Genomic DNA, 22,633 nt, shown 5'->3' with positions numbered 1-22,633 from the left:
ACTGCACTTAAAATTATACGTTTTAACTGGTTAAAATTTTTACTTGAACACTATTTTAAAGCTTAATACTAATTTTAAATATAATTGTGAAATAGCTACCTATAGGTACCTGACTGTGCCGCAACCTTTCTGCATCCAGCCAATACAGCCTGAAATCACATTGATTTGAAACGGCGGCTGTGCATCAAAAAGATTCAAGTTAAAAACCTGGTTTTCACTCTTCCGGAAATCTTAGAAGGCCCCTCTAAGCTTATAATCAAGGGCTAAGTATTACCAGCCTGCTCAAAACTTTAAGTTGCTCATAACTAAAAGCTTGATTCAGGTTTTGTTGGCCAAATGTATAATATTGTAAGGAAATTAGGTAAACTTTAAACCTACTTTAAATACTGGGAACGTTACCAATTTGTGGGAACGTTACCATCAAACTAGAATTATAATATTAGTAAATTACTATCTTGTACTATTTTTAAATAAAAACGAAAATTGAGTATTGATCAGAAGTTGCACAATTGCGCTAGAATAGCTGGTCTGCATTGCAAAATTGGGCTCTCGGGAGCCCCGATAGAAGTTAAAATCCTTTTGTGCCGGTGTTCGGCGCAAAAGATTGCTTCGCCAGTTCGCTTCGCTCGGGTGAAGCGCATAGCAGGAAAAGCTCCTGAAAAATAATAGCAAACCTAAAAAATAATATATACAATTGACCCGAGCCTGGACACAAAAGATTGCTTCACCAGTTTGCTGGCGCTCATGTACAACCTATAGCGGGAAAGAGCCCCTAGAAAAGAGCATCAAGGAACTAAAGTACGCCTGCAACGGCAAGAATCCAGTAAAACCAACCGCAGGTTTATCGGCATCATCACTATATTCTACTAAAAAAAATAACAATCAACTTGTCGCTAAGGGGTAATTATTTATTAACAACAAAATATACTATCCTACAGGCATTCCCTTTGCTTTTCAGGTTGTGTTCATTAGATACCTTAATGGTCAATTTATGCTCTGCTTGCGTTAAATCATCCTGTAAAACATAAAGCCAAGGCAAATGAAGGGCGGTACTCCATTTAGTAAATAAACCTGTTTTTATAAATGGTTTTCCATCAACACTTGTTTCAATAATTCCGGCATCAGGCCCTGCGGCAACAAATATCCCAGCTGCCGTGCCTGTAAAAGTAAATTGCAATTCAGCACCAGGTTCCGTTGCTTCCAATACAGGAACATTCTCAAATCCCTGACGCCCTGCCACATCTAAGGGTTTCCATTTTTTTAGATATATCCACCCTTTGGTTAGCTTGGCCTGTTTTATATCTACATATGCTCCCCTTGAATAGGAAAATAAATCCAGTTTCTTTTCAGGTATAGCGTGCTTATTGATTTTCGGGTTTTGGGGTAATTCTCTGTTCCAGGCAGTATTAAAAAATTCAATAATTGACCTACTGTAAATTCCCTGTCCAAAAGGGGAAGGATGCAGATTAATAAAATCTTTTTCCCACGAAAACTCATTGTTATTTATTCTCTCTGCTACTTCTTTGGCAAGATTTATAGAGGATATACCATAGTGTTCTGCCACTTTTTCAAATTGTTGTATTACCTCTGGTGTCTTTCCTTCGTTATACATTTTTATTTTATTGGGATCTGCAAAGTGCATCAATACAATATCTATACTGGGATTTAATTCCCTTGCGTGACGAATGATTCCTTCCATACCACGAATCATAGCAGCCCTACCGGTATTATTTCCATCCGGACCATCATTAACTGAGGCTTCTACAAAAAGCAAATCAATTCTGCCTTTTGGCCAGACATCATTTGTAAATCTAAAAGCTCCCGGAACACTTCCTGTCGAAGGAATTCCTGCATTAATAAATTCAAATTTTGTTTTGGGAAATTTTTGTTTTAAGTACTTGCAAATACTGTCGCGCCATCCGCCATTGTAAGTAATAGATCCCCCCAAAAAAGCTACTCTTCCGGTTTTTTCTTTTTCAAATTTAATTTTGGAATTAGTGAAGTCGTTTCTGTAATTATAATATTTAAAACAAGGCAATCGGGTAATGGCTTTAAAAACAATCTTAGCCAAAAATTTTGCACCCTCCGAATTTGGATGAATATTATCGGATACCAAATAATCCTTACCAAGAAATGGTGTATGAAGGTCTATCAGCTCTACGTTTTGCTCCCTTGCTATTTTTTCGATTAATGGAATTATTTCACCTGAAATAACCTGGTCTGTTATACCAAAATTACCCGAAGAAAAAGCCGGAACAGGCTTGCAGATATAAATTTTAGGGTGTGATGAAAGTTGAGAGAAAGAGTCAATAAAATCTTTATAGTCTTTTTCAAATTCACTTTTATACTTCCAGTTTTCTGGTTTGGAATCATTGGTACCTAATTTGATGATCACAATGTCCGGTAAATAATTTTGCGCATCCTTATAAGTCTGATCATTCCAATATGGATGATCCCCCTTTCGAAGCATTGTTCTGGCGCTTATTCCAAAATTTTTGACTTCAAACTTACCCCCAAGCATATTTTGCAATTGAGCCGGGTAACAATTTACTTCTCTGCTTTCAACTCTGGCGCCAGATGTAATGCTGTTTCCAATACAGGCAACCTTAATTTGAGCATTCATGCTCCAAATACTAAAACTTAACAGAAGCTTTATTAAAAGTATTTTTTTCATTTGGTGATAATTCGTAATACATTCATAATGCAGTGGATACCTTTTTTGCCACAAAAAGTTAAGCCGGTTTTGACCAATACTGGCTAGATTAAAGTTTTGTGGCAAAATCATAGCAAACGGTGTTTTCGAAAATCAGAAATCCGTCAAAAACAAAATCCTCCCGGATTTAAGTTCCAATATATTAAAGCCTTTTCAATTAGATATAGAATTAAAAGTTCTTCATTGCTATTTGCACTTATTTTCAATTTTGATCAAGATACACCATCAAGAAAAAACAATTTACTCAAAGCCCACTTTATCATATAAAACAACGTTCTCTTTAATCAAATGTGCTTTCAATTCTTTCCAAGTATTGTCTCTTAAACTACTTGCAGGTATAAGTTTTGTTGATCTCTCCATTTTTACCTCTAGCGAAATTGCAGATTTCGCAGGCTGTACAATAGATACACTAGTAATTGAGCTAAAGTCAATTTCAGTCATTCTCCAAAACCAGATAGGATTTTTAGCAATAAGTTTTTTATCAGTCAAAATAAAATAATTCATTGAGAAGGTTAAAACTGAAAATAAAACAAAAAAAATAGGGAATCCGACCCAGCCCGCGGCACTGCCTGATATAGCACCATGAATAAAATCGAAGCAGACAAAAGTAAAAAATAACATAAGCAATATTGCTTTAAATGTTGTGAAATAATTTCCTGTGTAAACTTTATTTTTTTTTATATTTTCCACGTGCCAGATTATTTTTTCTGCAGTTTATTTTTTGCTTTTACAGAATTTGGAACTACAATTTAGTTACAAACAATTTCCCTTGCAATTGTTTTAATTCTTCTTCAATTATAAATCTTGATCAAATTATTTGCTGCTTTGCTTTTTAATTCTATAACCAATGTATCCAAACAGCGCTGATACATGAATTAATAAAAACGGAGCAAAATTTCTAGCTGTATCATTTGAAACTCTTTCCATTGCTTTTTTCTGTTGCACGGATATTTCATTTTCAGTAAAAAAACCGTCTGAATTTAAATCAAAAGCAGAAAGTTCTTTTTTGTATCTATAGATTTGCACGTCCACAGTCCAAATAGGATTGAAATGATAATTAAAATAATGTTTTTCATATCTAAATTGGTTTTATAATATCGTATAACTTACTGTAAATAAACACACTTGTAACTAAATTAAAATTTATTTCCAGATTTGCCACCCGAGCTTGGCGAACAGGCGTAGCAAATAATCCCAAATACAGAACCAACATTTAATTAAGCCAATTACCCAAATCCGTTGTAGGTATTATAAGTGCCTCTATTTTATTTTTCTTTATAAACAAAATTTCAATAAAAAACTCCGTCTTCATAATGTCCAATATCTTTCCATTCGTTATTGGCTTTTCTTAACAATACTGTGAAATGAGTTATAGTACTATAAACACCACTTTCTCCGATTGCAATACTAAAACTTATTAAGGCATTATTTCTATTAATAATTAATGGTTTTGTAAAATATATTATTAATCTTTTTGGAAGGTTAATAGATGTTCCTGTTCGGATAGACTTGCTTAGTTCTTCCGATTTGTATAAACTTACTTTTATGTTTTTAAAATCAGTTACTTTCCAATGATAAATTTGTTCTTTTTCTAATCCAAGCTTTATCTCTTTTATTTGTAAACTGTCTAAAAAATACATTTTCTTTAAATCAGTTCTTTTAAGAACTTTATTCATAATTTTCCATTCTTCGAGTGAATATAAATAATTATCAATAGATTTAGTTGTTTTTAAAGCTTCTTCAATTATGAAAATTTCACATCCTTTGTAGTATTTATAGCTGTCCTTTTTTAATTCGGCATCTAAAAAAATATTAACAACTGTGCTTTCTGTTTCTGTTAAATTCTTTTCAGTTCTAATTGTATCAGAAACTTTTGAACGCGTAGATTGCCCAATACTTTGTTGGCAAATTAATATTAAAATTATAACAAATGTTGTTGTACGCATTTTCTAACGTTGCTTATACAGTTTTGGGACTACAGCGTTTTTGGGACTAAATTAAGCCCATTTTTCGGATTTGCCAGATCATTCCAAATACAAAACCGACTTTCCATTAAGACTATTGCCCAAATCCTATGCAGTAGCTTTTACCAGCATTATTATTATTTCACTTTCGTTTAGCTTCATCCATCAATTTTTTTACTTCAGGGTCTTCGTAATATTTTCTGTAAACAAGCTCTGTCGTCTTAGTATTTTGTAAAGGATTGAAGCCAATGTCGTAAAGCGATTGCGATATTAATTGAAAGTTATATGTAAAGGCAGACATATATCCTGTGTTGTACTTTATTGCGTCTACTGCAGTGATTTTAATTTTGTCCAGGTAAACTATCAGATATTTCTTAAACTCGGGTAATGATAGACTGTCAATTGGTTTCATTTGTTTTAGCGAATCAACGTAGTGTTCAGAGAATACAAAGTAACCAAGTAATTGTCTGTGGTCATTTTTATGTAATTGAATTAAAATTTCAATGTCATTTGTCAGAGTGTCCTTAACATTCCAAGCCATTTGAAAATATTTTTTGTCTGTTAGGTTAATAATAGTCATTGCAGAAAACTTTAGTGAATCCTTTTGTGATTTACTGATTACTAAAATCCTGTCATTGAGTTTTACAGTTTTTATATATCCATTTGATTCAGCAGGTTTTCCTTTAGGTGTAAAATCGCTAAAAAGCTGTCTGGTTTTGATACTGTCTTTGGTAATTGAAAACTCAATTAGTCCGCTTCTATTTACCATATACCAAGTCCCGATAATGTCTTGCGAAAAACAAAACTGAAAAGTCAGAAGTAATATTGTCGTTGTAAGTAGTCGTGTCATAATTGCTGGTAACTTTTATAAATGTCTAACGATGTCAGACTTATTTATCCTAAATTGGGGCCCTATCTGGTAAGTATCTATTTGTTCGGGCTAACTAAAACTATATATGTAATTTTCTCACATGAAAAATTCAAAAATTATTCACTGAAACGTTTCTGAAAACGTTCTTAATTTTGGATCTCACTTTTAAGTTACTCACAACTAAAAGCTTGATTCAGGTTTTGTTGGCCAAATGTATAATATTATAAGGAAATTAGGTAAACTTTAAACCTTCTTTAAACACTGGTAACCTTCCCATTTTGTGGGAACGTTACCATCAAACTCAAATTATAGTATTAGTAAATTACCATCTGGTACTATTCTATAATTGCCTGTAAAACTAATAAACAATTACTGAAGAAGATTGTACGATTGTTTAGACAGGGTAAGAGTCAAAATTTACCCAAAAAACACTGATATTACAAAAGTCTAGAAATTCTCAGAAGATTTCTTGGTGATTTCGTACTGAATTAGTTTTGTGGCAAAAAACGTAGAATCCACAAAGGCACTTTTAAAAAACGTCCTGATACATGAGCTTAATCTATGTTTTGGATTGCTGCATAACAACAGTGATAGCCTGTACCAATTAGCCCCGATTGCTTTGCCAGTTCGCTTCGCTCGGGTGAAGCGTATAGCGGGAAAAGCTCCCAAAAAATAATACCAAACCCAAAATCAAAAATCACCCATTCCATTGAAAAGCAAGCTTTCTTTATAATTCTCTTTACAGGTTACTTAAAAATTAAGCGGACCCTAAACCCAAAATAGAGACACTATCCTCAAGCTGCTCCCGTGCAATAAAAGCCGTTATAAATTCGCGCACTTCACTGCCCGCTGCGCTCTCAATATCAAAAGAATTGATATGAAACTCATCATCCTGATCCAAAATATGTATGATCTCTGTATAGCCCTTTGAGATCAGACTGCCTTTTAATTTAATAATATTCAACTGCTCTTTGCCGTCAAGCTGCTTTCGAACCTTAAGCTTCATCCCCTTTTGCATTGCCATTAATTTAAATACTATTGATACTTTTAGAATCAAATATAAAATTTTTTAATGATAACTAACTAAAGATTCGATAAAATAAATGGATATTTTTCGCTGGTAATTCCCACTGGCATTAGCCTGTTTTCTATAAAAACCACCGCGCGTTTAATTTTAATTATTTCATGCCTATTGTGGCACAACTCTCCAATTGTCGAAAGCTATTTTGACTGGCCTGCCATTTTTACTTTTTTGAATGCGCTTTTTGGTATGCTCTTCTAAACTCTGAAATAGTAGTTCCAGAATACAATTTGAAGAATCTGCTAAAGTGGGCAGGGCTTTCAAAGTTGAGCTCAAAAGCAATTTCTTTTGCTGATTTACCGGTATAATGAACATAGCGTTTAGCCTCTAATATAATCCGGTTCTGTATCAGTTTTGAGGGTGGCGGTTGCTTTAAGAGAGCAAAAATATTGCTCAGCGTCTTGGGAGATTTATTTAATGCCGTTGCATAAAAACGCACGCTGTGTTCCTTTTTAAAACTACCTTCAAGTATCAGCATAAATTTTCGCACAATATTCATCGTCTCTTCCTCAAACTGATTGTAACTGTCGCATTGCTTTTTTGCTTTGCGCGTTGTCCTGATGATAAGTTGTTTGAGCAAGGTGCGCAACATCTCTCCCTGAAAATTATCTTTTGAATTCCATTCCTCAGAAAATATTTTTTCTAATTGATCCATGGATTCCCTTTCCACTTTGTCAAGTGTGATAAACATCGGATGTTGAATTCCATAGAAGAGAAATCCAACACAGCCCACTTCTGAGTCATGTTCTACAATACAATAAAACTCACGATTGAATTGCCAGGCAATAAGTTTTTCGGGATGCTCAAAAGCGAAATGTTGATTGGAAACAAGTGGCAATACTGAGGCTGCTGGCATGGTATAAACCACCTGATCAATTGTAACTAGTTGCGCTTCACCTCTATTATACACAAATGTATTAACAGGCGCAGACGCCACCGGGTAGAGCCCTTTGCCTACCAGCTCTGGGTTGCTAAAGTGCATGATAAAAAGGGCAAGTGTTGATTTTTCTTCGTATTGCCAGATCATAATTTTTAAGCTATTTATTAGTTGCTTTGAGGCTAAGACTTTTGCTTTTTAGATGTAAAAAGAAGTCTTGTCAAGAGTTCGGGAGCCTTTACTTACAAAGTTTCGGCTATTTCATCCCCACATCTATCGAGCCTCACTCTGCTTCAAAAGGGTAAAATAGCAAAAGCCCATGCGTTATTTTCCAACGCTTATCCATCCATATTATACTGTGACAATCCGGTAACAAAAAGGTACTTACCTCACTAAAGATAAGTACCTTAATAATAACCAGGTCACCTTGATTATTGCAGGGTTACCTTAATGATATTGGAAATGGATGGTAGTGTTGTAAATGCATTGGGGTTAGGCACTTCATTTATAATATTACTTTCGGTAAGGGGAGTTCCCGCCAGATTAAATTGTGTAATTCCTGCCCCGGGAAACTGATTTAAGGCCGTTCCATCATCAAACAAAGCAACCGAGGATGAAATATCCCCTCTTTGCATGGCATCCACTCCATTATCTTTGGAGGCAAAAAACCAATCGTTCGAGAATCCGTACATTGTCGCAATAGCAATCCTGTCCCCTTGTTTTACAGTTAGATCCTGAGAAACACTGCCACCGGCCTGCGCTCCAACTTTTGGTAAAAGCACCGTTGTTGTGGCAGCTGGCAAAACATATACCTGTTTAACACCCTGCACTGTTTTAAGATAAGCCGCCAGTACCGATGCATCGCCTTTCTGGGCCAATTCTTTTAACCCATTACCTCTGTCTTTTTCACCGGTTTTAAAAACAGGATTATCAATTCCGTTGTAGACCACAACAAGCACAGGGGATAATGGTGTAAAAATACCTGTCTGTCCACTTATAAATGCGCCTAAAACGCTGTTATCGCCCATCTCTGCAATATTGGTCAGCCCATTGGCTGTAGGCTTTCCTTTTTCATATAAGGGATTTGGGTTTAACAGGGTTCCTGCTGCAACATAAGAAATGGCCCACACCCCGGGACTAAACGGGGTAGGATTTGAGGTACCACCTGATGTATTTTCAATGGTGAGGGTAAATTTTGAATTACCCTGATAAAGAAGTGTTGTCTTGATCATCGCTGAGGCCTGCGCATACTTATTTCCCTGGGCATCGACACTTGAAACTTCTGAAATATTCTGCAAAGTTGTTTCAGACACCCCGGGATGACTGACACCCGCTCCAGGTACCTGATTGATGCGTGTTCCATTATCCCATAATTTGATTTGCACCGAAACATCCCCTTCAATTGGTGTTCCGTTATCCATGTATAATTTGATCCCTGGATTCTCCGGGGCAAAAAAAAGATCGTTTGACCAGCCGTACATCGTTGCAAAACTTAAAGCCTGCCCTTTAGCAGCTGAGAATTCAATAGATACAGATTCCCCGGGCATAACCACTGGCGAGGCCCCACTATTTTGAAACCTGCCCGATTCTACTAGTGGCCTTGAATCCAGTACATTCTCTATTGTTATGGTGGAATGCGTTTCAACCTGGGCAGTCTTATCATCCTTATCATCACAAGACAATATAACAAAGGGCACCAGGGCAACTAATAACCAATTCAATTTTGTTCGATTTATATTCATCATTTAGAGTTTTTAAAGTTATTCACCCAAAGTTAACTATGACTCTTCTAAATAACCATGTCACTATTTCCCGATGTGATGACGATATTTCCAAAAAAGACATATTTTTCAAATCAAAGTAAAAATAACAGATCATCCCTTGTTTTCAATATAGATATTATCCCAAAAGAAGACCATTATTGACAGAAAGTTTCACTATCTCGAGCAGAATTGTAGTACCCCAAAAATAGAAAAGCATTACAGGAATGTTAAGAAGCATAAGCCCGCAAGTTGTAAATACTTTTATTTTGTTGTATTTCTCAACTCTGCCTTTCGCTATAATTGAAATTAATACCCCAAGATTTACAAGGCGTGTAAAAAGGATTAAACCATAACCTGTAATAAGTAGACCGAAGGAACAAGTCAGGCAGTAAAGTCCGAAAATACCTGTCCCAAGCAGATAAGAAATTATGGCTGTGTGTCGTCCGAGATTTATGTGTTGTTCTGTTGTCATAATTTTGCTTTTAACGGTCTGGACCTACAACAGGCATTGTGAGTGAATTAAACCCCTCCCTTTCTGGTAAAGGCTCTGAAAATTCTAAAATATAGAATTGCCTGAGCCCTAACAAGTACTTTATAAAATACCGGTCACTGCCTCAATTGTGACATCGATTACCATTTGATCATCTCCGGGATTTCCTTTTACCTCGATGGTTATACCACTCCAGAGATTGTTCGCTAAATTCAATGCTGGCTTTGAAGTCTTAGTCAATTTTCTATTGACCTGGCCATTTATTTTACTGGGAAACAGATCATCTGCATCTCCGCGGTTTCCTAAGCCAAAAATCTTGGCTAAATCCCTTCTGTTATCGGCCTGTATGAGTTCAATAGCCAGGTTATTTTCATCATTTACATTGTCGATACTCTCATCAACGGTGTAAATTGCAAGGCCCTCATCGGGCAAAAAACTATCCTGAAATCTCTTGCGCCTGTATTCTATAAAAATGTACTGCTCAGGCCTTGGCATGGTGGCATTGTTTTTAATCATTACAATACTGCCCCCCTCAGCTGCCGGTTTGATCACTATATTGCGGGTGGTTTGTGTTACCTCCATAGGCTCTATCCAATTGTGAAACATCCTGAGCATTCCGTTTGGAAGTCCCGGGGTAAGCCCCCCATTATTCCAGGAGCCAGAAGCCATCAAACAGTAATTGCCCAATCCGTTAGATACCTTGTTCACATTACTGCCGGTGTCGTAAAAGTCTGCCCAGCGGGCAGCCAAATGCCCCCATTCATGCGCGCAAACCCCCATTTGACAATCCTCGGGAACCGTTAAAAAAGTATTTACCACTATCCCCTTACCCACTTTTATTTCACGGGGAACTACCCATTTTAAACTCCATAGATCATATCTGCTACCGGTTTCTTCGGCGCCTCTTCCCGCATGGATGATAAAAAGAGCCGTTACAGAGCCTTCATTTAAGGCATCATAGGCAGAAAAGTCCACTCCCTGATGAATGGCTTCCCTCACAGCATCTTCTGCCATTCCCTGGGCATTTCTGGGATAATTTCCCATACCCGAGGCAGAACTTGCATAATATTCACTAGTGTGGGGTAGTCTAAACCAGCCGAAGACTTTCCCACTTACCTCTATGCCTGTCAATCCATTTGAAGTATTATAATTACTAATTCTTCGATAATATTCCGACATACTCCCGGCGGGGAACGTATTGAGATCCCCAAAGAGCATCTGCTGGTAAAATGAGGCGTCCCTTTGCTCAGAGTGGGGTTTATCAGGAAAGTCCACTAGTAGCACCAAGGTCTCTATAGTACCTTTGAGTTTAAGTGGCGGCCTGTCAATGAGCTGTGGAGCCTCTTTCTCAGCGCTATGATTGCATCCGTCATCCAATCCTTTGAGGTTCTCGCCTCTTCTGCCCGAACTCCATACATTGAAAAATTGGTCAAAAGTTATGTTTTTGGGTAATTTTCCATTCTCAATTAAGCCTTTCCATCTGGCATATAGTTCTAAGAGCAGATTAGGAGAGGGAGGAACACGGCAAAGTGCTTTATTGCAAGTTATATTACCGATTTTGGGTATGCTGAGAATCATAAAATTTATTATTAAGATTTAAACAATGTGTTACTTTTTTACTTAGCCCTTATAAATGACAGGGATAAATAAGGTGTAGAAAATCAAAAGGATCGAGCCTATGAACTGCGCTGAATACCCTATTATTTCCTTAATGGGCCCACCAATTACAAGTACCCATATAAAAAAAGCAATTGTCGTGTAAAGGATCTGCCCCCATTTGCGTACGTTGGTAACATAATAAAGGTAGACAGGTGTCATGATCAATAATAGAATAACTACAATCCAAAGCAACAGGTTATTGGACCCCTTATTAAGGTAGCCAAATTCAGCGTCCTGATTAAGGGTTGCCCCGGCTACCAAACCCTGGATCGTTACATAGGCCGTTACGATTTCAGATGGAATTAGTTTGACAAGTCTGTCCTTAAAATCATCAAAAGAGGTGGCAGAAGGAGTTTGCGGCGGTACCATATTTGGTGCGGTAAGTGGAAGATTTTTAATTTCACGTGCCATAATCATTAGTTTTAAGGTTTCTGTTTGTAAATATTTTTTACTCCGGAATATTCAGAAATAGTTTCCAGGACAATATGCCTTTTGATCTATTTGAAAATCTGACTGAATATCCGGCTATCAATGGCCACCCCAAAGAATAGCCCGAGATCTCCCTGGGTGTATTTTTTTGATTCAAGATCACCTTCAAACTTACTTTCTCCAAACTTGAAGTCTTTGTAATCTACCCCTATTATTTTTTGGCGCTGCCCATAATGCAAACCTGCGATAAACGAACCGCCAATTGAAAAATCATATTGCGCGCCCAGCAGTAAATTCTTAAAGCTTGAAGTGTCTGATCCGATTGTGGTTCCAACTACAATCCCAAACCTGTCTTTAAGGTTCCACTCTGGCATCATTAAATTGTTTCTGCCCCAGGGATAAAAGGTCGCCATAAGGGTGAGTAAGCTTCTTCCTTTTGTGTTATCTGCAACAAGTGTGGAATCTGTGGCGCCAAGGGGAATCTTTCTGATATTGGAAGGATCTTTAAGGCTTGTATATACGATACCCGAACCTATACTTGCGTAGAAGGTTTTAGAGATTTGAATGGTTGTTGACACCAGTGTGTTATAGGAATCGCCTGGGGACGCTCTTTCTTTTAGGGTAAAAACTAAGGTATTGGTAAATGGCCCCAATATGGCAAAGTCTAACTGACTTATGACAATAGGCGGTGGCACTGCTCCGGCGGCAGGCATAGGAGCCGGCGAGCTATTGCCATTCTGGATATTCAAAATGGGCGAATAACTTCCTGTATATTCTAATAAAAAAGTGGAGGCATTGGTATTTTGAACAAATAAGTGAAGCTGGAACTTGCTTTTTTCTGTTGCCACTGTTGGATAGCCTGCCAATAATAAATTCCCGTCCTCGAACATAAAAATATGGATTACATTATCATTGTGTCCTGTAAAAACGTTTCGTTTGGGCTGATACTCAAGTCCATGACTGCTCACATAAGCATTGGCCGCAATTTGGGCTGCCTGAAATTCTGCGCTTTGCGCATGAGATTGAAAATAAGACCCTAGAATAATTGCAATGGATAGTAATGTTGTTTTCATTTTTATCTGGTTTATGGATTAGAAAAATTAAAAAACATTCAGTTAAAACGGTCTGACACTAAAAAAAAACATCCAGAGAAATAAAATCCATAACAGTAGAATAGATTTAATTTTCTGTTTTTAAAACTGATTAACAATCAAGTAAAACTATATAGATATTTTTTTTCTCACTTTACAAATCCAGAAAATATTCACGGAAACGTTTCTGAAAACGTTTTTAATTAGCGGAAACGTTTCCGTTAATTCATGTATTTTTAATGAATTAATCTTACAGGAAAGCACAAATCCCAAAGTAGATTTCCAAAACACAAACTAAAATTGTTAGACTTTAACGAAAGAAAATTGTTCTTCGATTTATTTTTAGATTTGTTTTTACATTATTATGCGCAAACAATTTGTTTTGCAACTGCATTTTCTGCTGCTCAGATCTCTTTATGTTTATGTCTATCATTGGATTTCTGCAGGTTAGAAATACATTTTTACTTACGATTTATTTCAGATTCTCTCTCAAGTTTGACCATTGTTCTTATTGCGTAGAATTCCTGTCAGGGCGGTCGATAGAGCGACTTAGACTGCTGGGGAAAGACGATACCAGAGAGACTAAAAAAGACGCACAGTGAACTGCCCCCAAAAAAGTTAGACACGATTTGGGTGCACTCTACAAGTGCGTCTTTAACTTAAACCTTTACTACTGTAAACTTTTGCATTATTCTCTAATCCATTATCTGTCTTTTCTTCCTTGCTTTTTCTGCACCGGCAAAGTTTCCTATCTTGTAATTTACAGAGAACATTACATAACGCTTAAGTACTGTATTTTCTTCATCACGAATAGCGGTCGCCGAAATAGTTCTGGTAGCACTTTGATTCTGATTCAGCAGATCATACACTTTCACTTTTGCATAAACTTTTTTATCAAACATTGCGTAGGACAAACTGGCATTCCATAAATAAAAATCTTTTTTGAAGTTGCTTGAAATACTGGAATTGTAAGTGTACCCAAAATCATTTCCGAAAACTAGATTCTCAGGCCAGTAATTTGTTGTTTGAAAATTGATTCTGTGTATTACATTGGAATTGGGAGCCCTGGTTGAATTTTCATACTCGGTCTGATTGTACGATAAATTATAAGATGGCGATATAATAAGAAGTTCTCCATATTCGTAAGTCAAATTTACTTTCGGCGTTAGAGCCGTAGACTTTGCATTGTACATAATGGCGTTTGTAAAACCTTTGTCAAAAGTGTAACTACCGTTTAATCCAAAACCATAACGCAAAACATGGGCATCTCTTTTTATCGACTGATTCCAGTTTCCTCCAATTGAAGTCCTGTAAGTTCCTGAAATATTGACATAAGTAGTATTTCTTTTTCCGCTATCATCATAAATAGAAGTCGAAACCACATTATTATTATAATAATCTGCTTTTCCGTACAAATTATAACCTGAGCGAGTACGGAAATCGTAATTCCTAAAACTAAAATTAACGCTGTTTTTTTCTATCGGATTTAAATTAGGATTTCCTATTATGGTATTTAACGGATTAGTTAAATTTAAAACCGGCATTAATTGGACCGCCGCAGGAAGCACATTTGAATAATCGTATTTGAATGATAAATTCTTTCCACGCCTGAAATTATATCTGAACTGAAAATCACCGTATGGTAATGCATATCGTTTATTTAAATCGGTTGCATTGTTCAGATACAACGAATGATTATCATACCCTAAAATGGCTGTTTTGGAATTTAAATTGACCGTATATTTACTCTTTTGTAAGGTAATGCCAACTTTAGGACTCACTGAATTTTGTTTTGAAGTAGTATAATTGGTCAGAAATTCATCTAGAGTACTATACGATTGAGATCCAGCATCAAAATCGTATGTTTTCACATCTTTCATTTCGCTTTTCCAGTCAAAATCAGAGCCAAACCGAACTCGCAGAGAATCTGTAATAGGCTCCGTATATTCAACTTCGAAGGAATAATTATCAGTAGTATTTTTGTTTTCACTCTTCTGATTTCTATCATCGTTGGGCTTAGCATCCTGATAAAAAATGGTCTGGGAAAGATTAAAAGACTCAACATTTTTACTGACGTTGTTATTGTCAAAAAAAACACTCAAATTACGGGACTTTTTCTTGAAAGTTTTATTGAAGTTGATTGCGTTTGCAAAAGTAGTATTATTACTTTCTGAATATGATGTAGCTGTGCTTTCATTGAGAGCTTCCTCGTTTTGATCCTGCGAAAAATTAGAGGAAGTCGAATTACTATTTGAACGGGTCTGATTTAGTTTTGGTACAACAACCAATCGGGTTGTGGGATCCATTTTATATTCTAATTCAAAATTTACATTATTTGCTGTATTCTCATTTCTGGTTTTGGAATTAGATGAAGTGTTAATATTTCCGGTAGGCAAAAAGGTAATCTGATCGACTTTGTTTTGATTGTTATTGATGGTATTGGAAAAATTATAACTTCCCATTGTCATCAAAGGCTCTGACCATTCATTAGAATAATTGAGCCCAATTAAATTCGATTGCGTGATACCTTTAGCACTTGGGGAGCTTCCGCTGCTTCCATTGCCTGTTCTCCCGCCTGCCATATTATCAAATACCTCATCGTGGGCAAATGTTGTAGCATTGATATTGTTGGATGATCCCAGAACACTTATCCGTTGTTTATTATTGAAATAATTCAAAAAAAGACTGCTTTCATATCGATCATCAGAACCATATCCTGCAAAAAGTTTCCCAAAGTAACCTTTGTTTTCCTTTTCGTCAATTGTAATATTAATACTCGAAAAATCCGAAGTCGATTCCTGTTTGGAGAGTTCTTCTTTTTTGGTTTTAAAATCCGAAACCTGAATTTTTTTAATAATTTCTGCAGGCAGGTTCTTCAAGGCAATGGCACCATCTTTATCAAAAAAGGGCTTTCCGTTTACTAAAATCTGATTGACTTCGTGTCCGTTTACAGTCACCTTACCATCTGCTGCTACATCAAAGCCAGGCAATTGTCTCAGCAAAGTCTCTACATTGGAATCCGGCCTCACTTTATATGAGGCGGCATTAAACTCCAAGGTATCCTTTTTGAAAGCAATGGGCGGAGCCTGGCTTTTTATTACCACATCACTTAAAGCATTTGCCGTCTCGAGTAAATACAATTTACCAAAGTCTTTGCTCTCAAGTAGTTCTTTGTCTTCCTCAAAATAGGGTTGATAACCCACATAGTTTACCTTGAGAAAAACAGGTTTATCGTATTTTTTAGTTCTAATGCTAAACGATCCGTTTTTATCGGTTGTTGCATATTCAATTACGGTAGAATCTTTTAAGGTTGCAAAATAAACTGTTGCCATCTCAAGAGGCAACTGCGTATTAATATCAACAACGGTTCCCTTAATAACAATGTCATTCTGGGCACTTGCCGAACAACAAAAAAGAGAAAAAATCAGTAAATAATAAATTTTGGTCATAAATTGGTTGGTTAGATATAGTAAGTATAAAATAGAGCAAAGAGGTTTAATTGTAAGTTCAAAATTTACTCAAAGAGTATATCCTTACAATCAAAAAAATATCTAAGAGCTCTTTAAATTTAAAGATTGATACCTTCTTAGTTGTAAGCTTTCCTTTGAAATTGAGGCTTGTTTCAACTGCAGTATGTACTATGCTAACTGCTTGAAATCCCTCTCTTTTATCACTACAAAATTCCAATTGAAACAAATTACCCTATTTAAAAAAATGAAAGTTTCTTATAAACTTTAACCATGCTGCTTTTTGAGCCGCTCTGGTTAATATGCAATAATCAAGGTTGGCTATTATTAGTGATGGCCTTGATTCAAAATCACTGGGCGATCTTCTGAGTCATCTATTGGTTAATATGCAATAAACTGTATTGTCAGACCTCTCAACTATGAACAGCACTTTAATTTTAATATAATTCCTGTAACATTTACCAAGGACTGCCAACTTCTACTCTGCCTTTCTTCATTTGCATCTCCGTTAAAGCTACTTTTCATAATATTTGCAGCTCGAGAGCTTAATGCAAAGCTAAACTTGAAATATACTCTTACTTTAGAGTACTACTTTTTTCATGTAAGGTTTGAGTATTATAAACTACTTTTCTTCTCAGAATTTCTTGCCCCGATCAGTAAAACTATGTAGATTTTTTTTTTCTCTATTAACAAATCCAAAAAGTATTCACGGAAACGTTTCTGAAAACGTTTTTAATTCACGGAAACGTTTTCGTAATTTTATTAGAGTAGACAAAATAAAAGGATATCATAATCTTCATTTACATAAACTTTAATATGATTACTCTTTTTTTGTACGTACTTAACTTAATGGACTCTTTAGCGATAAACTGCAATGCAAAGCAGCGGATCATTTAATAAAGCGATATCTTTTGGGGTAGTGATAAAAAACAAAGTCCGGTATTACACCTTCATCGGGTCTTCTCAGGGCCGATGCCTGCCAGATAACCGGGATATCAATTTCAATTTTTGAATAAGGTAGCCCCCGGAACAAAAACTGCCCGCTATTTAATGTTAATTCAGGTTCCAAAAAAGGTCGCTTTTCTTTCATCCAGATCTCAAGCCTTACTAAGAGCCCTGACATATAATCAGGCAAAGTTTTCTCTGCCATATCATTATTACCGGTACTTTCTCGGGCTATAATACGAGGGCACTGAAAAAGTAGCTATTTATCAGAAGAGGTTGTTTTCATATTTGAAAATAACCTCTTTTTCTTTAATGTATTCGGATAGGTGATGGAGAACACTTTCGTACAGACGATTCTCAGAGCCTCAATTTTACTTGTAAAATTACCTTTTTACTTTTAAAGGACTTTTTCAGTGCCCTCTATAATACCCTAAAGGCTTTTTTTCCAGTGCTGAATTCTAATAATCTATAGATTAAACATACTTATACATGGAGCCCGGCTAAGATCAAATTCCTGCTTAAGGGAGGGTGAAAATGTACAGAGATACACCAAGTGAAAAAATAACGGGTGCAAGAATTCCAAATATACTCATTAACTCCAATCTACTTTAAGATCTGTATCCAGCGCCACTCACTGTGGAAAGAATCAAATTCTTTCTCTTCGGAGATCTCTTGGATGTTCAGCTTGTCCATGAATTTTAATAAAGTCAAAAAATCCAAGGAGATGCTCTTGTATTTTTCCTGGGCATTCCTATTGTAGATTCTGGCAAAGATTACCGCTGCCTTATAATTTTGCTTATCAGTCATCCCCCCCAAGATCATTGATGCGGAATTGTAGTAATCATATACTTTTTCAAACTCCCCTTTTTCGAAGGATGATTTGGCTGCCGCGATTATTTTTTTTGTTTCAATACGTGTTGACCTGTCATTTAGTGAGGCCTTGCGCCTTGAAATTTCATTATAGTGAAATCCGTAATTCACTCCATAGATTTCCAGTGGAAGAAGTCCCAGTTTTCTTCGCCTTTCATTTACCCTGTTCTGTTTTATGATGGGCCTGAATCCGCTTGCTTGACCATTGGAGGTCCATATAACCTGTGTTCCGTACAACTGCTTGTAGTTGAGGTTGCATTGGACCCGGTCGTATAAAAAAGCAAAATTCTCGAGGTCGATTTCGTGGGTCTCTAAGAGCTTTTCCATTTGGTGCAGTGCCAATTTCTGCAGCTCGATGTCCTGGTCGGCGTGCTGAACTATGAGCCAAAGGTTATTCTGGCCGTCTTTTCCGATTTCCGATTTTTTCGGCCAGCCGTACCTTTCAATTATCTTTCTCGCCTCAGTCAGGTTTTTCAGGTCCGAGGCATTAATTTCCCGGGTCAGCTTTTGTATCTCAGCTGTATCACTTGTAACGATACGCGCCCGCCTGATTCTCTGGTCTTCATAAGTCATACTGTTTATCTTTTTGCGCAATTGGGGCGGTCCGAGGGTCTGCTGGTATGCCTTTTCGAGATCTATGGCTCTTGTGACCATTTCTATCCATTTCTCAGGCATTGCCTTTCTTAAATTATCAAAATCTCCATCAATAACAAGCAGGTCGGCTTCTGTACATCCAGAACCCAGTGACTTGCCGATAGTTTTAAGGGCAGCTTCCAAATCATTTATGGACGAGTATGCAGCTGATAATTTGTATAGGTTCAGAGCATTCAGCTCATGCATTGCGGCCGCCTGCTCAAATTTGGTGACAGCGTCAGCGTAGTTTTTTTGCAGGTGAGAGAGATTGGCCTCTGCCAGCAGTGTTTCATATTTGACGTTGACCTGGGCTTCAAGACGAAATCCGGTTATAAGCACCACTATAAGAATTATTTGAAGTTTTATTGGAAAGGATTTTAAAATAATTGCCCCAAGAACTATTCCATGAAAAATTGCCGTGTTAAAAAAGTTGTAAAGATCAGTCTATATATATAGTAGTTACTTAGTTACGCCTTGCTTCTTTTTTAGGTCATTAACAATTTTACTTGTCGAAACTATAAGTTTTATTTACTGTTAAAGGAACTACAATAAAAACTAAATAAAAAGACAATTAAATAAGACCTGAAATACAAATTATTACCCGGTAATTGCAAAAAAATCTTCAATAAAGTGGTTAGATATTTGAATGCTTCCCCCTATTTAGAATAACCTATTGAAATTTTGATGGGTTATTTGTTCTTTGTTACCTCGATCAAATTTTGTAAATATTGCTAATAACCTAAAAACAAGGTTTACTTTATCGATTGATCAAAGCATTTGCAGTTGCATTTTTTCGCACTTAAGGTATAGAATCGCTTCAATATAAATACAAAAAGTTGACAAAATTTCATATTGCAACCGTTCCCAATTGTGGGAACGGTTGCAATCTTATATATATCACACAAACCCATAATCATCTAAAAATAAAATATATCTTTATGAACTTCAAAATGCTTTTCTATACCTTTTAAGTGATAAAGGATTTAAAAATTGCTGAGATATGCTGTATCAGAATTAATAATACAGCATTGATCCCAGACAATACTCCGTCATAAGACATCCCATTAAAAGGCTTGTTAAGAGTTTTTTAATATTCTGTTTCTGGGGCTATACAGAAAAACACTCTGGTTAATCAACTATATATTAAACGATGAAAGCAACAATTCTTTTTTTATTTGTCATTTGCATCTTCATAGATTCACATTCGCAGTCAAAATCATTTACTGCTAAAGAGGGACTAATGAACCTTTTAACTAGTAAGCATCAATATGAGCGTGCACTTCACTTTAATAAAAATAAAGCCTCAGAGTTTAAAATAAAATACACTCAGGCTTACCAAAAAATCAACGCAGACAAGCGCGAAATAATAGCTTATATAGATAATGCTTTAAAAACTGACGCGGTCACACTAAGCAAAAGAAGTACATTTTATAATTATGAAAATCCCTTAAGTTCCTATAGTGATCCTAAGAATATAATTTCCTGGAAAACTTACCTTAAGATAGTGAAAGAAAGTCTGGAGAAATCGAAAAATATTTTGCCTACCCTTTCAGAGATCCCAAATAATTAAATCAGTTAACCATAATCGATGATATTAGTATGAACACATTTCTATTAACGATTATGCCTTTGAATTATCCGGCTCTATTTTTTCTATGGCTTATTTTCCCATCAGGCAGGACGCTGTTTTGCGGGCGGACCCTTTAAGGTAGCCTCTGTTTTAAGACCAACTATCATTCTTAATAACAATTTGCGTCCTTTTTTTTACTGATAATCAAAAAATCATCAACAGAAAACATGGATTTGCCCCCCCTCACTTTTGTGAGAATTATGGACCATGTCAATAATAAACTAACAATCAATATTTTACATGAAAAAGATAATCATTTATTTAAAACACCTTTGGCTTTTAACAGCACTGCTAGGCTGCAGTTACATTTGTAAAGCTCAGACTGGCACCCTAGACACTGTCCTTATCAAAAAGACGCTCAATATTTATTTTGTCATCAAGTTGAAAAATGCACCAGATCAGACATCCAGAGCTTTGATATTAGACCCTAATCTCATCGCAAATCTGGATATGCCATCAAAAGCCGAGTTTAAGAAGCGGTATGGACAAATTGAAGCTGATATGTTTATGATCATAACAGCAAAACCAGGCGTCAAATTTCAGAACTTATCTCAGATATTTCACCTTTACGGGGTTGATAAGCAATATCAAAATTATCCTGTGTATGTTGATCAAATGGAAACCACAGAGCCCAAAACACTGCTTGCTAATGTTGGATCCATCGAAACGGTAAAGGTTAATAAAGAGAAGAAATATATTGATATTGAAACTATATTTCACAATAATGGAGTCAATTTTAGAAAAGAAGCGGAAAAATCCCAACAAGAGCTTATAAAAAAAACCCAGGAACATTAAATTACCACCCAACGTAAACAAGTCAGGTAGCAATATTGCTGTCTTTTGTTATCTTAACCAGATGATCTGCATACACTACCCATCGGTTTTATTCCCCTTGATACCAAATAGAAAGGATTGGGCTGGTCATGTTTGAAAATGATTCTGCTATTGCAATATACCATGCCGGAAGTGTTGGTTTTGTCCAGGCAAATCTAGGCATTCCTCCTCTCTTCCCTACTCCAATTACCGGCAATATTGATGATGCAGCACCGGTAACTCCTTTTATATAAATTTTCATATTCTAAATCATCTAGTAGCACTGTAAATGCCTGTACCAATTCTATTGTCTTTTTAAAGTCGGATGTAATTCCAAGGACTCTTTGGCAATAAATTGCAACGCAAAGCAAAGCTGCGGATCATTAAATGAAGCGATATCTTTTTGGGTAGTGGAAATAACAAAGTCTGGCGTGACAACTTCATCGGGCCTTGCCAGGGTAGATGCCTGCCAAATCACCGGGATATCAATTTCAATTTTTGCTTTAAACTAAATATTATCTTCAACGCACCTCAAGAATAAAGACTATTCTTAATTTATCAGACCTCTAAATTACTGATGAAGATCGCGTTACTGCTATTTCTTCATCCTGCATTATGATACCCCATTGGCCACGATAGCTATTAATAAAATGTACAATTTCGCTATCTATGCCTTATTAAAAAAATAAAAAAACTTTTTTTATCTTCTAGTTTTTGCGTAGACCATCACCGAAATTGCCAAGAACGGAATATCCTTTAGGATGAAAAAATCGGTCACCGGAAAATTTTCCACCATCCTGAAAACTTTTGGTGTAGTAATCAAAAAACTCAAAGTTGTCACAAATATAATTCCTGATGCTACACTAGCATACATTCCCACTTTTTTATAAAAAAAAGAGAGCAGTAAACCTACTCCAGTTATAACTTCAAAAGTTCCTATAATATTAGAAACTGTCTGTACTGACATTACTTTGTACATCCAACCCATTGCACAATGGTTTTCCACTAAATCTTTAATAGCGTTCGCTTCTACGGCAGTAAATTTAAAAAGTCCTATCCAAATCAAAATAATTACTGTCCCTAACACTCCAATTCTGTACGCAATCTCATTTAAATTCATCATTATATCAGTTTTTAATTTTACAATATTCAAAAGTAATGCCTCTTTTTGTTACATATTGTCAGTTACTTGACATAAAAGAACAATTATTCAATTAAAGTTCATTGTTTAAAAATTCATTACAAACAAATGTCAACTACCATAAATGTTATAGCCTGCTGAGGGGACCAAGTACCTTTTCATCCGACTTTTATAGTAAAAATTACTACGCCGTTAT

General features: G+C 36.0%; 18 protein-coding genes. 2 read left to right on the top strand and 16 right to left on the bottom strand.

Annotated elements, in window-relative coordinates; all coding sequences use genetic code 11:
- Nucleotides 1-904: 904 nt before the first annotated feature.
- From ACHRWY_RS04690 to ACHRWY_RS04625, 14 genes are all read right to left on the bottom strand, one after another.
- Complete coding sequence (locus tag ACHRWY_RS04690) at nt 905-2,674, bottom strand: GDSL-type esterase/lipase family protein (protein WP_395352999.1); 1,770 nt, start codon at nt 2,672-2,674, stop codon at nt 905-907.
- A 279-nt stretch (nt 2,675-2,953) separates the two neighbouring features.
- Nucleotides 2,954-3,403, bottom strand: coding sequence for a hypothetical protein (locus ACHRWY_RS04685; protein ID WP_395352997.1), 450 nt, complete (start codon nt 3,401-3,403; stop codon nt 2,954-2,956).
- Nucleotides 3,404-4,002: 599 nt separating this feature from the next.
- Nucleotides 4,003-4,659: a hypothetical protein gene (locus tag ACHRWY_RS04680; protein ID WP_395352995.1), complete on the bottom strand. Its 657-nt coding sequence runs from the start codon at nt 4,657-4,659 to the stop codon at nt 4,003-4,005.
- A 160-nt stretch (nt 4,660-4,819) separates the two neighbouring features.
- Nucleotides 4,820-5,527: a hypothetical protein gene (locus ACHRWY_RS04675; RefSeq protein WP_395352993.1), complete on the bottom strand. Its 708-nt coding sequence runs from the start codon at nt 5,525-5,527 to the stop codon at nt 4,820-4,822.
- A gap of 778 nt (nt 5,528-6,305) precedes the next feature.
- On the bottom strand, nt 6,306-6,566 hold the full coding sequence (locus ACHRWY_RS04670) for a hypothetical protein (protein WP_395353217.1): 261 nt from the start codon (nt 6,564-6,566) through the stop codon (nt 6,306-6,308).
- A gap of 226 nt (nt 6,567-6,792) precedes the next feature.
- Complete coding sequence (locus ACHRWY_RS04665) at nt 6,793-7,656, bottom strand: helix-turn-helix domain-containing protein (RefSeq protein ID WP_395352991.1); 864 nt, start codon at nt 7,654-7,656, stop codon at nt 6,793-6,795.
- A 281-nt stretch (nt 7,657-7,937) separates the two neighbouring features.
- Nucleotides 7,938-9,251 (bottom strand): spondin domain-containing protein, encoded by a 1,314-nt coding sequence (locus ACHRWY_RS04660; protein WP_395352989.1) that lies wholly within the window; start codon nt 9,249-9,251, stop codon nt 7,938-7,940.
- Between the two features lie 154 nt (nt 9,252-9,405).
- Nucleotides 9,406-9,741, bottom strand: a complete 336-nt coding sequence (locus tag ACHRWY_RS04655) for a hypothetical protein (RefSeq protein WP_395352987.1) — start codon at nt 9,739-9,741, stop codon at nt 9,406-9,408.
- Between the two features lie 120 nt (nt 9,742-9,861).
- Complete coding sequence (locus tag ACHRWY_RS04650) at nt 9,862-11,337, bottom strand: M6 family metalloprotease domain-containing protein (RefSeq protein ID WP_395352985.1); 1,476 nt, start codon at nt 11,335-11,337, stop codon at nt 9,862-9,864.
- 42 nt (nt 11,338-11,379) lie between these two features.
- The gene (locus ACHRWY_RS04645) at nt 11,380-11,829 is read right to left on the bottom strand and encodes a hypothetical protein (RefSeq protein ID WP_395352983.1); all 450 of its coding nucleotides are present in this window, start codon (nt 11,827-11,829) and stop codon (nt 11,380-11,382) included.
- Nucleotides 11,830-11,915: 86 nt separating this feature from the next.
- A complete protein-coding gene (locus ACHRWY_RS04640) occupies nt 11,916-12,920 on the bottom strand; it encodes a hypothetical protein (RefSeq protein ID WP_395352981.1) in 1,005 nt (334 codons plus the stop codon).
- Between the two features lie 713 nt (nt 12,921-13,633).
- On the bottom strand, nt 13,634-16,387 hold the full coding sequence (locus ACHRWY_RS04635) for an outer membrane beta-barrel protein (RefSeq protein WP_395352980.1): 2,754 nt from the start codon (nt 16,385-16,387) through the stop codon (nt 13,634-13,636).
- A 907-nt stretch (nt 16,388-17,294) separates the two neighbouring features.
- On the bottom strand, nt 17,295-17,555 hold the full coding sequence (locus ACHRWY_RS04630; protein WP_395352978.1) for a hypothetical protein: 261 nt from the start codon (nt 17,553-17,555) through the stop codon (nt 17,295-17,297).
- A gap of 398 nt (nt 17,556-17,953) precedes the next feature.
- On the bottom strand, nt 17,954-19,195 hold the full coding sequence (locus tag ACHRWY_RS04625) for a DUF6624 domain-containing protein (RefSeq protein ID WP_395352976.1): 1,242 nt from the start codon (nt 19,193-19,195) through the stop codon (nt 17,954-17,956).
- A gap of 808 nt (nt 19,196-20,003) precedes the next feature.
- Between ACHRWY_RS04625 and ACHRWY_RS04620 the strand changes: the two genes are divergently transcribed.
- Together ACHRWY_RS04620 and ACHRWY_RS04615 are read left to right on the top strand one after the other, a co-directional pair.
- The gene (locus ACHRWY_RS04620) at nt 20,004-20,423 is read left to right on the top strand and encodes a hypothetical protein (protein WP_395352975.1); all 420 of its coding nucleotides are present in this window, start codon (nt 20,004-20,006) and stop codon (nt 20,421-20,423) included.
- Between the two features lie 300 nt (nt 20,424-20,723).
- A complete protein-coding gene (locus tag ACHRWY_RS04615; RefSeq protein WP_395352973.1) occupies nt 20,724-21,278 on the top strand; it encodes a hypothetical protein in 555 nt (184 codons plus the stop codon).
- An 88-nt stretch (nt 21,279-21,366) separates the two neighbouring features.
- Here ACHRWY_RS04615 and ACHRWY_RS04610 read toward each other — a convergent pair whose 3' ends face one another.
- Together ACHRWY_RS04610 and ACHRWY_RS04605 are read right to left on the bottom strand one after the other, a co-directional pair.
- Nucleotides 21,367-21,558, bottom strand: coding sequence for a hypothetical protein (locus ACHRWY_RS04610; protein ID WP_395352971.1), 192 nt, complete (start codon nt 21,556-21,558; stop codon nt 21,367-21,369).
- Nucleotides 21,559-21,996: 438 nt separating this feature from the next.
- Entirely contained in the window at nt 21,997-22,419 is a 423-nt protein-coding gene (locus ACHRWY_RS04605; RefSeq protein WP_395352969.1) for a DUF417 family protein, read from the bottom strand.
- Nucleotides 22,420-22,633: the final 214 nt, after the last annotated feature.

The organism is Flavobacterium sp. FlaQc-48 (genome assembly GCF_044007335.1).
In the GTDB taxonomy this organism is placed as follows: Bacteria; Bacteroidota; Bacteroidia; order Flavobacteriales; family Flavobacteriaceae; genus Flavobacterium.
This window is presented reverse-complemented; position numbering and strand designations above follow the sequence as displayed.